Source organism: Kitasatospora sp. NPDC029367 (assembly GCF_055569135.1).
Window position 1 is genome coordinate 33,556 of the sequence record NZ_JBVHYH010000080.1, and the last position, 8,706, is coordinate 42,261.

Below are 8,706 nucleotides of genomic sequence, written 5' to 3' on the forward strand. Positions count from 1 at the left end.
GCTGTCCTGCCCGCTCGGGGCGGGTCTTCTCCTGCTCCTCAGGGGCAGCCCCCCTCCCCGGTCAGATCAGGCCGCGCCGCATCGCGTACCCCACCGCGTGCGCCCGGTTGCGCAGCCCCAGCCGGGTGATGATCTCGTGCAGCACGTTCTTGACGGTGCGTTCCGAGTACGAGGTCTTGGCCGCGATCTCGCTGGTGTCGAAGCCCTCGGCGACCAGCCGCAGCATCTCCGCCTCCCGGGCCGTCAGGGTCGACAGGGTGAGGCCGCGTCCGTCGAGCATGGTGCGCTGGAGCGTCCCGATCCGGTCGAGCAGTTCGCCGAGGAGGTCCCCGGGCATCACCCCCTCGCCGTTGGCCAGGGCGGTGATCAGGTGCACCAGCCGGTCCTGGTCCGCCTCCGAGCGGCGCAGCACGGCGGCGACGCCGTGCTCGACGATGGTCTGCAGCCCCCCGGCCTCGAACTGGCCGACCACCAGGCCGATCCGGCCCGAGGTGGCGAGCCGCAGCCGGCGCAGATGGTCGGCAACCGCCTCGGTCAGGGCGTCCACGACCAGCAGCGAGACCTCCGCCCGGCCCGCGTCGGCCTCACTGAGCAGTTCCACCTCGGGCCGCTGGCGCAGCTGTTGGACCACCCCGGTCTGCAGGATGAGGTCCTCGGCGTACACCGCCACGGGTATCTGGGCCGGCCGGGCGCGCCCCTGCACCGGGATCCGCGCCCCGGCCGGGCGGGCGGGCACGGACGGCGGTGCCGCCGGCCCCCGGCGGCTGGTGACGGCTTCTCCGCGGGTCGCCTCGATCGATGTCATCGGAACACTCCATTCTCCTGCGGTCCTGCGGCTGTTGCGGCCCGGCGCCGTGGCGCGGGGCCGGTCGGGGGCCCGGTCGGGGCCCCGGTGGGGGCTCGGTGGGGGCTCGGTCGGGCCCCGCCTGGTCGGTCGCGACGGCGCCGGGCAGGGCCGGTCCGTCCGTACGGGCAAGGGGTGTGCCCACGGCTTGCCCGTACGGCCCTCTCCGCGGACGGTCCTCCGGCCCTACCGTCACGCCATGACCACATCCGCCGAACTCGGCCTGCCCGCGCTGACGGTGGCGCCCGGTGGCGTGGCCACCACGACCCTGACGGTGCGCAACGACCTGGACATCGTGGAGGCGTACACGCTGGAGGTGGTCGGCGACTGCGCCGCGTGGACGACGGTCGAACCGGCCCGGGTCTCGCTCTTCCCGGGGACGTCCGAGACGGTGACGGTGCGCCTCGCCCCACCGCGCTCGCCCGCCGCCCGGGCCGGGGAGTTCCCGCTCGGCATCCGGGTCCTGCCGACCGAGCGCCCCGAGCTGGTGACGGTGCCGGAGACCACGGTCACCGTGACGCCCTTCGAGGAGTTGCAGGCCGCGCTCGCGCCCCGGCGCCGCCGCGGCTGGCTGCGCGGCCGCTACCGCACCTCGGTGCGCAACCTCGGCAACGCCCCGGACACCGTGGTGCTCACCCCCGCTCAGGCCGGCGAGGACCTGCGCTTCCGGGCCACCCCGGAGCGGCTGCGCCTGGAGCCCGGCGAGTCCGGGGAGCTGCGCCTGCAGGCCCGCGCGCGCAAGCTGATCTGGTTCGGGAAGCAGGCCTCCTGGCCGTTCGAGGTCGCGGTGGGCCCCGAGCCGGCCCCTGCGGGCAAGGCCCCCGACGGCGGGGGCAAGGACGGCAAGGACACCAAGGACGGCAAGGACACCGGCGGCGGAGCTGCCGAGGGCACCGCTGCCGCCGCCACTCCCGCCCCCACTCCCCCTCCCGGCGCCGCTCAACGCCCGGTGCTGGAGGGCGAGTTCATCCAGCTCCCGATCTTCCCCAAGTGGCTGCTGGCCCTCCTGGCGGCACTGATCGCCCTGCTGCTGGCCTGGTTCGCCCTGGTCCGCCCGGCGGTGCGCAGCTCCGCCAAGCAGGCCGCCCAGCAGGCCGTCGCCCAGCAGAGCGCCACCCCGGCCGCACCCGCCGGCACACCCGGCGGCGGCCCGGGCGCCCCCTCCGGCGGCAACCCCAGCGCACCGGGCAAGCCGGGCTCCGGGCAGGCCACCAGCAGCGGCGGCCGCCCCGCCCCCGGACCGGGCCTGGCGGAGCCGGGCACCGGGCGGCAGAGCTCCGCGACCATCGACGTACAGACCGGCGGCGGCGCCGCGTCCACCGGCAGCTACCAGGTGCCGCACGGCAAGGTCTTCGACATGACCGACCTCGTGATCGCCAACTTCCAGGGCGACCAGGGCGTCGTGACCATCACGGCCGGCCAGAAGGTGATCAACACCATTGCCTTGGAGACCTTCCGCAACCAGGACTACCACTGGGTGACTCCCATCCAGGTCTCCGAGGACCAGGCGGTGACGGCGAGCGTGACCTGCGAGTCCCCGGGCACTCCGGCCTCGGGCAAGCAGGCAGCCACCTGTCACGAACTCCTCAACATCAGCGGAACGTTGAGCGACATCAGGCAGGGGAACTGACCCGGTGCACACGGTGCCCTCCCCTCCCGCGACCGGACCGGAAAGGTGCACCCGATGCCCCAACGGTGTCAATGGGCCCCTTCCGCCGGAATCACCCCGTTCTCCTCCGTGATCTTCCCCTTCCGTATCTCCTCTCACGGCCCGTGACCATGTCAACACGGGACGGACGTCACACCCGGTCCGCGCTCAGGGCGACAACCCGTTCGAACCCCACCAATACGGGCCACGTGCCCTCCCGGGGAACCCGGCCGGGGCCTGCCAGGGCAATCGGCCGTTCCCCCGGGGACGGCGAAGTCTGCCCTTGACGCCCTCCTGACGTGTCATCAGTACAGCAGTAGCTTTGAACCGTTCCCGCACCGGAGACGCCTTCGAGGCCTTATATGCACCGAATCGCCACAAGGCGGAAGGAATCCGACCACCGTGCGCGCTCATGAACCGGACCGGCAGGCCGAGCAGCGCAGCGACCGGGGGAACTCCCCGGCCGCCCGCGCACCACGCCCGGGCCCTGGGCCCGGCACCGCCCTCGCCCTGCAACGCACCCTCGGCAACGCCGCGGTGAGCCGCCTCGTCCAGCAGGCCCGGGCCGGATCCGGCGCCCACGGCGCCCACAGCGGCCACAGCGGCCACGACTGCGGCGCCCACGGCGCCGGGCCGGAGGAACTGCCGCTCCAGCGCTCCCTGGTCCCCCAGGTGCTGCGCACCGCCGGGAAGCCCCTGGACGGCCCCACCCGCAGCGAGATGGAGGCCCGCCTCGGCGCCGACTTCTCCGACGTACGGCTGCACACCGGCAGCGCGGCCGCCGCCTCCGCGGCCGAGGTCGGCGCCCGCGCCTACACCTCCGGCAACCACGTGGTGCTCGGGCAGGGCGGCGGCGACCGGCACACCCTGGCGCACGAGCTCACCCACGTCATCCAGCAGCGCCAGGGCCCGGTGACCGGCACCGACCGCGGCGACGGCCTGCGGATCTCCGACCCCTCCGACCGCTACGAACGCGAGGCGGAGGCCAACGCCGTCCGCGCCCTCGCGGCCCCGCTGCAACGCGCGGAGGCGCCGCCCGCCCACGCCGGATCCCCGGCGGCGGCCACGGCCGCGGTGCAGCGGATGCCCAAGCGGAACGCGGACGTCGCCGAGGTGCGCGGCAGCAGCCCGCCCGCGCGCACCACCCGGGGCAAGGCGCGCGCGGCGAACCTCGACCTCGCCCGGCCGGTGCTGGAGTTCGAGTCCGGCTACGAGGGCCCGGCCACCCAGAAGATGGACGACGACCAGAACATCGGCTTCTGGCAGGTCGCCCGGTTGAAGAACCCGCCGGGCGCCCCGCAGCGGGTCTCCACCAACTACCACTTCTGGCAGGAGGTCACCGACTCCAACGTCCAGGTCGTCCGGGCGAAGGACGGCAGCTACGGCGAGCACGACTCGGCGCGCGACTGGGTCCAGGACGGCCCCTACCGCCCCAACTACACCAACGCCGTCATCGTCGACGCCCAGAACCAGATCGAGTTCAACGACAACCCGGGCTTCTCCACCTCGGCCCGGATGTCCCCCGGGTACTGGCTCCAGGAGTACAGCGTCTCGTTCCGCTGGAAGGTCGCCCCGAACAACGGCACCTGGAACCGGAACCTGCCCGCCTGGACCAGCCCCGTGGTCACCCACAGCGTGAGCTCGGAATTCGACCCCGAGCACCCGGACGAGCCGGTCGCGATCACCGTCCACGAGGGCGGCGTGCACACCTGGAACGTCGACCTGACCCCGTACACCACGGGGACGTGAAACGGCCGAGTCCCCGGGGGCCCATGGACCCTCCCCCGGGGACTCGGCCGGCGTCGGCCGACGCGCTCGACCCGCCGGACGGTCAGCGCCTCGGGCCCACCACGGCGTACAGCGCGGTACCGACCGCCAGCAGGACCCACCCCGTCCCGGTGGACACCGTGGTGGCCGGGGAGAAGGTCATCCAGTGCACCACCTCCCCCACGGTGCCGGGCGCGGCCGGGCTGAGGACGGTGACCGCGAGCCAGCCGGTCGGCAGGATCCAGGCGAGGTGCGCCCCGCACAGCACCGCCCCGAGCCCGGCCAGGCCGGCCAGCCCGGCGGCGTCCCGGACCACGTACCCGGTGGGGGCGGGCTCCGACCCCACCAGCCGCAGCGCCAGCAGCGCCGCGGCGGCGAACGCACCGATCAGCAGCAGGTGCGCCGCCCGGCGGGGCACCCACCGGATCGCGGCCGTCCGGTCCAGCCCGGCGTCCTGGCCGCCGAGCCCGACGGAGGCGGCCGCCACGCTCACGGTGAGGACCAGGACCGCCGTCCCCAACCCCATCGGGTCCGGGCCCTCGTGGTCGAAGGCCCACCCCGCCAGCACCACCAGCAGGACGACGGCCGCCGAGGCGGACGCCTGCCGCGAGCGCGCGTACAGGCTCAGCCACCTCATCGGGACGCCTCCCCGGTCAGCGACGCCAGCTCGTCCCCGCAGGACAGCGCGGCGGCCCGGACCTCGGCGATCCGCACACGCTGCTCGGCCCGCGGCAGCGCGGTCAGCTTCTCCCAGGCAGCCGTTGCGTTCGCCCAAGCGACCTGCGAGTACCTGTTGTCCTCCGGCTTCTGCAACGGCTGGAGCTGACGGTCGCCGAGGGCCCAGCTCGCGACGACGCTCTGCGCCGCGACGGCGTCCAGCCCCCCGCCCTCCCAAGGGGTGCGCGGCCGGCAGTTCGGCGCCAGGCCCTGGGCGACCAGCAGGCGGGTCAGTTCCGCCCCCGTCGCACGGGCGATCAGCGGGTCGTCGAAGTCGACCAGCACCGTGTCGCCGGAGAGCTGACGGTCGTCGCCGGTCGCGCGCAGCGTGGTCTCCTCGTGGACCGCGGTCGGCGCCCGGTCGCCCAGGGCGTCGTGCAGCACCCGCAGCGCCTCCTTGCCGGAGGGCGCGAATACGGGCAGTTGCGCGCCGTTCGCCCGGGTCACGCACACCGGACCGTCGCAGACCAGGGCCACGGCGGCCCGGTCGACCACCCAGGTGTCGCGCGGGTCGGCCGGCAGGACCAGCAGGGCCAGCGCCGCACCGGCCAGCACGGGAGCCGCCGCGAACAGCCGGGCCCGGACGGTCGAGGCCGTCAGCAGCGCGAAGCCGGTGCCGAGCAGGCCGAGGAACCACAGCGCCTGCCCCAGGTCCACCGCCCCGGACAGGGTCAGCAGCATCTCGCGCGGCATGTCGGTCACCGGGGACAGCTGGGAGAAGCGGTTCGGCGCCTGGCCCGACGGCAGGGCCGTGTCGGTGGTCTGCCGCAGGTACATGACCGTCACCAGGGAGCCCACCACCAGGATCGGCGGGGTGAGCACCGAGGGCAGGGTCCGCGCCAGGCCCATCCCGAACACGGCACCCGCGGCCAGGGCCAGCGCCGCCACCAGCGAGATAGGCAGCCAGCCCGCCGGAAGGTAGTCGCTCTCGCCCAGGGCCACCTGGCTCCCGCCCCACAGGACGAGCAGGCCGAAGCCCGACACCAGCGCGAGCGCCAGCGCACCGGCCGGCACCGCCGCACGGCGCCAGGCCGGCCGCGGCGTGCTCGCCAGCAGCTCGGCCGTCCGCGAGCGGGAGTCCCGCAGGCCGTACACCGCGCCGAAGCCCACCGAGAGCGGCCACAGATAGGCCAGCATGGAACGGGTCGTCAGCGCCATCGACGTCCACTGCCCGGTCCACGCCGCGGTGCCCCGCCACCACAGCCCGTTGACGGCGTAGAGGACCGCCAGGCTGCCGCCCAGGACGACCAGGCCGGCCCACGGGGCGACGGAGCGCCTCAGTTCGGTGCGCAGCACCCGGGCGTTCACCAGTTGCCTCCCTGCTGTCCGGAGTCACGGAGCAGGGCCGAGTAGCCGCGCTCCAGCGGGCTGTCGCCCGGGTACTCGCTGCCGCCCGCGGCGGCCAGGTCGTCCGGGGTGCCCTGGAAGACCAGGCGCCCGTCGGCGAACAGCACCACGTCGGTGCAGGCCGCCGCGACGTCCTCGACCAGGTGGGTGGAGACGACCACGCAGGTGTCCCGGCCCAGTTCCTGGAGCAGCTCGCGGAAGCGCAGCCGCTGCGCCGGGTCCAGGCCGGCCGTGGGCTCGTCCAGCAGCAGCACCGCGGGGTCGTTGACGATCGCCTGGGCGATGCCGGCCCGCCGCACCATGCCGCCGGACAGCGTCTTCATCCGGTGGTCGGCCCGGTCGGCCAGGCCCACCCGCTCGACGGCCCGTTGAACGGCCGCGGGGATGTCCGGCTTCGGCACCTCCTTCAACCAGGCCATGTACTCCACGAACTCCCGCACGGTGAAGCGCTTGTAGTAGCCGAAGTCCTGCGGCAGGTAGCCGATCCGGCGCCGCAGCGCCCGGTGGTCGCCCAGCCCGCCGACGGAGGTGCCGAGCAGCTCCAGCTCGCCGCCGGCCGGTCGAAGCACCGTCGCGAGCGCCCGGATCAGGCTGGTCTTGCCCGCGCCGTTGGGCCCCAGCAGGCCGTGGGCACCGAGTCCCAGCGAGAGGTCCAGCCCGTCGACGGCCAGCTTCTTCCGGCCCACCCGGACTCTCAGGTCACTGGCCCGGATCTCCCAGGCGTAGGTCTTCGGCGCGATGTCGGCCGCGCTCGTCATGGGCGCCATGCGGTGGCCCCTTTCGAGGGTCGATGGTGTTGTCACAACGTTGAGTAGGCGTTCCGGCGGACGATCACGGCAGCGGTCCCCAGCACCAGGAACAGGCCCCACACCGGCAGCCGGCCCGGCTCCAGGGCGAGCCGCAGGGCCGCGGGGACACGTCCGGTGACCCCGGCGGGCACCAGCACGGCGGCGCTCCAGACGGCCGCCAGAGCGGTCGCGGCGCGGGTCACCCCGACGACGCTGCCCAGGGCCAGGGCCGTGGACGTGAAGGCGAGCGAGGGCAGCAACCACTGAGCGGCCGTCATGGTGCCGGTCAGCCACCCCGTCAACAGGAGCCCGGGCACGACCACGGCGAGCACCGCCGTGGTGCGCCTGAGCAGCAGGGGCAGGCCCGCGCGGGCGGTCGAGGCGGTCAGCTCGTACGCCGGGTCCAGGGCCCGCGACCACGCCGCGGCGACGCCGAACAGCGGCAGCGCGGGCGCCAGCAGCGACACCGGCGAGGCACCGCCGAGCGACCCCGACGGCGCGACCGCGTCCAGCAGCAGCGCCAGCAGGGTGACGGCGGCGGTCATGGCCAGCCACGGGCCGGTCGCGGGCGTCAGCCAGGCCGACACCCACCGCGGACGGCGCCGACGGGCGGGCGCCCGGACCGCGGCGTCCAACTGCGGGACCAGACCGGCCCGGACGGTGTCCAGCAGCGCGGCGACCTCGGGCGCCTCGGTGACGACCGAGGCCGCCAGCAGCGCCCGGCACGGCGCACAGGTCTCCAAGTGGGCCTCCAGCGCCCACACGGTGTCCGCGGCCATCGCCGCGTCCCCCCGCGCGTAGTCGGCGATGAGCCGCCGGGACGCGTGTTCCGCCGTCATGCCAGTGCCTCCCGCATCGCGATCCGAGCCCGCCGGGCACGGGTCTTGACCGTGCCTTCGGGCAGTCTGAGCAGCACGGCCGTCTCCCGGACGGACAACCCGTCCAGCACCGTGGCCTGCAGCACCTCGCGCAGTTCCGGCGCCAAGCGCCGCAACGCGTCGCCCACGTCACCGCCGACCGTCCCGGCGAGCGCCTCCTCCTCCGCCCCCGGCACCACCGCCCGCTCGGCGGCCGCCATCGGCGGCTCGGCGTGGTGGGCCCGGCGCCGGAACGCGTCGACCAGCCGGCGCGCCGCGATCGTCCACAGCCACCCGACGGCCGAACCGCCCACGGCGCTCCCAGCGAACGCGCCGGCCGCGCGCCACACCGCCAGGTACGTCTCCTGCATGACCTCGGCGACGATCTGCTCGTCCGAGCAGCGACGGCGCAACCGCACCGCCAACCACGGTGACGTCCGGCCGTACAGCTCCTCGAACGCCCCGCGGTCGCCCCTGGCCACCAGCCGGAGGAGGCGTTCCTCGTCCAGCTCGTCCAGTGCTCTCCTGCGTGATCTCACACCAGCCAGACGCCCGATCCAGCGCGCAGGTTCTTGATCCGGCGTGACCTGCGTCACAGTGCGGGTCTCCCCTTCCCCGGAAATGCGAAAAGCCCCCGCCGGTGAACCCGGCGGGGGCTTTTCTGAATGATTGTTCGGCGGCGTCCTACTCTCCCACAGGGTCCCCCCTGCAGTACCATCGGCGCTGTGAGGCTTAGCT

General features: G+C 74.5%; 8 protein-coding genes and 1 rRNA gene. 2 read left to right on the forward strand and 7 right to left on the reverse strand.

Annotation, left to right across the window (positions count from 1 at the left end):
• Nucleotides 1–61: 61 nt before the first annotated feature.
• Nucleotides 62–805, reverse strand: a complete 744-nt coding sequence (locus tag ACZ4W5_RS31815; RefSeq protein ID WP_360244247.1) for a helix-turn-helix transcriptional regulator — start codon at nt 803–805, stop codon at nt 62–64.
• 238 nt (nt 806–1,043) lie between these two features.
• Here ACZ4W5_RS31815 and ACZ4W5_RS31820 point away from each other — a divergent pair, with 238 nt between their 5' ends.
• Both ACZ4W5_RS31820 and ACZ4W5_RS31825 read left to right on the forward strand, forming a co-directional pair.
• Complete coding sequence (locus tag ACZ4W5_RS31820; RefSeq protein ID WP_465658449.1) at nt 1,044–2,474, forward strand: COG1470 family protein; 1,431 nt, start codon at nt 1,044–1,046, stop codon at nt 2,472–2,474.
• Nucleotides 2,475–2,894: 420 nt separating this feature from the next.
• The gene (locus ACZ4W5_RS31825; protein WP_465658451.1) at nt 2,895–4,241 is read left to right on the forward strand and encodes an eCIS core domain-containing protein; all 1,347 of its coding nucleotides are present in this window, start codon (nt 2,895–2,897) and stop codon (nt 4,239–4,241) included.
• Between the two features lie 82 nt (nt 4,242–4,323).
• Here ACZ4W5_RS31825 and ACZ4W5_RS31830 read toward each other — a convergent pair whose 3' ends face one another.
• The 6 genes from ACZ4W5_RS31830 to rrf form a co-directional block, all read right to left on the reverse strand.
• Complete coding sequence (locus ACZ4W5_RS31830) at nt 4,324–4,896, reverse strand: hypothetical protein (protein ID WP_465658452.1); 573 nt, start codon at nt 4,894–4,896, stop codon at nt 4,324–4,326.
• Nucleotides 4,893–6,284, reverse strand: coding sequence for a hypothetical protein (locus ACZ4W5_RS31835; protein ID WP_465658454.1), 1,392 nt, complete (start codon nt 6,282–6,284; stop codon nt 4,893–4,895). Before ACZ4W5_RS31835 ends, ACZ4W5_RS31830 begins: the two co-directional genes overlap by 4 nt.
• Nucleotides 6,281–7,090, reverse strand: a complete 810-nt coding sequence (locus ACZ4W5_RS31840) for an ATP-binding cassette domain-containing protein (RefSeq protein ID WP_465658455.1) — start codon at nt 7,088–7,090, stop codon at nt 6,281–6,283. The genes ACZ4W5_RS31835 and ACZ4W5_RS31840 overlap by 4 nt, the downstream gene beginning before the upstream one ends.
• A gap of 32 nt (nt 7,091–7,122) precedes the next feature.
• Nucleotides 7,123–7,950 (reverse strand): zf-HC2 domain-containing protein, encoded by an 828-nt coding sequence (locus ACZ4W5_RS31845; protein WP_360244262.1) that lies wholly within the window; start codon nt 7,948–7,950, stop codon nt 7,123–7,125.
• Nucleotides 7,947–8,507 (reverse strand): RNA polymerase sigma factor, encoded by a 561-nt coding sequence (locus ACZ4W5_RS31850; RefSeq protein ID WP_360244265.1) that lies wholly within the window; start codon nt 8,505–8,507, stop codon nt 7,947–7,949. The genes ACZ4W5_RS31845 and ACZ4W5_RS31850 overlap by 4 nt, the downstream gene beginning before the upstream one ends.
• Nucleotides 8,508–8,639: 132 nt before the next feature.
• Nucleotides 8,640–8,706, reverse strand: a 5S ribosomal RNA gene (gene rrf / locus ACZ4W5_RS31855); the annotation flags it as partial.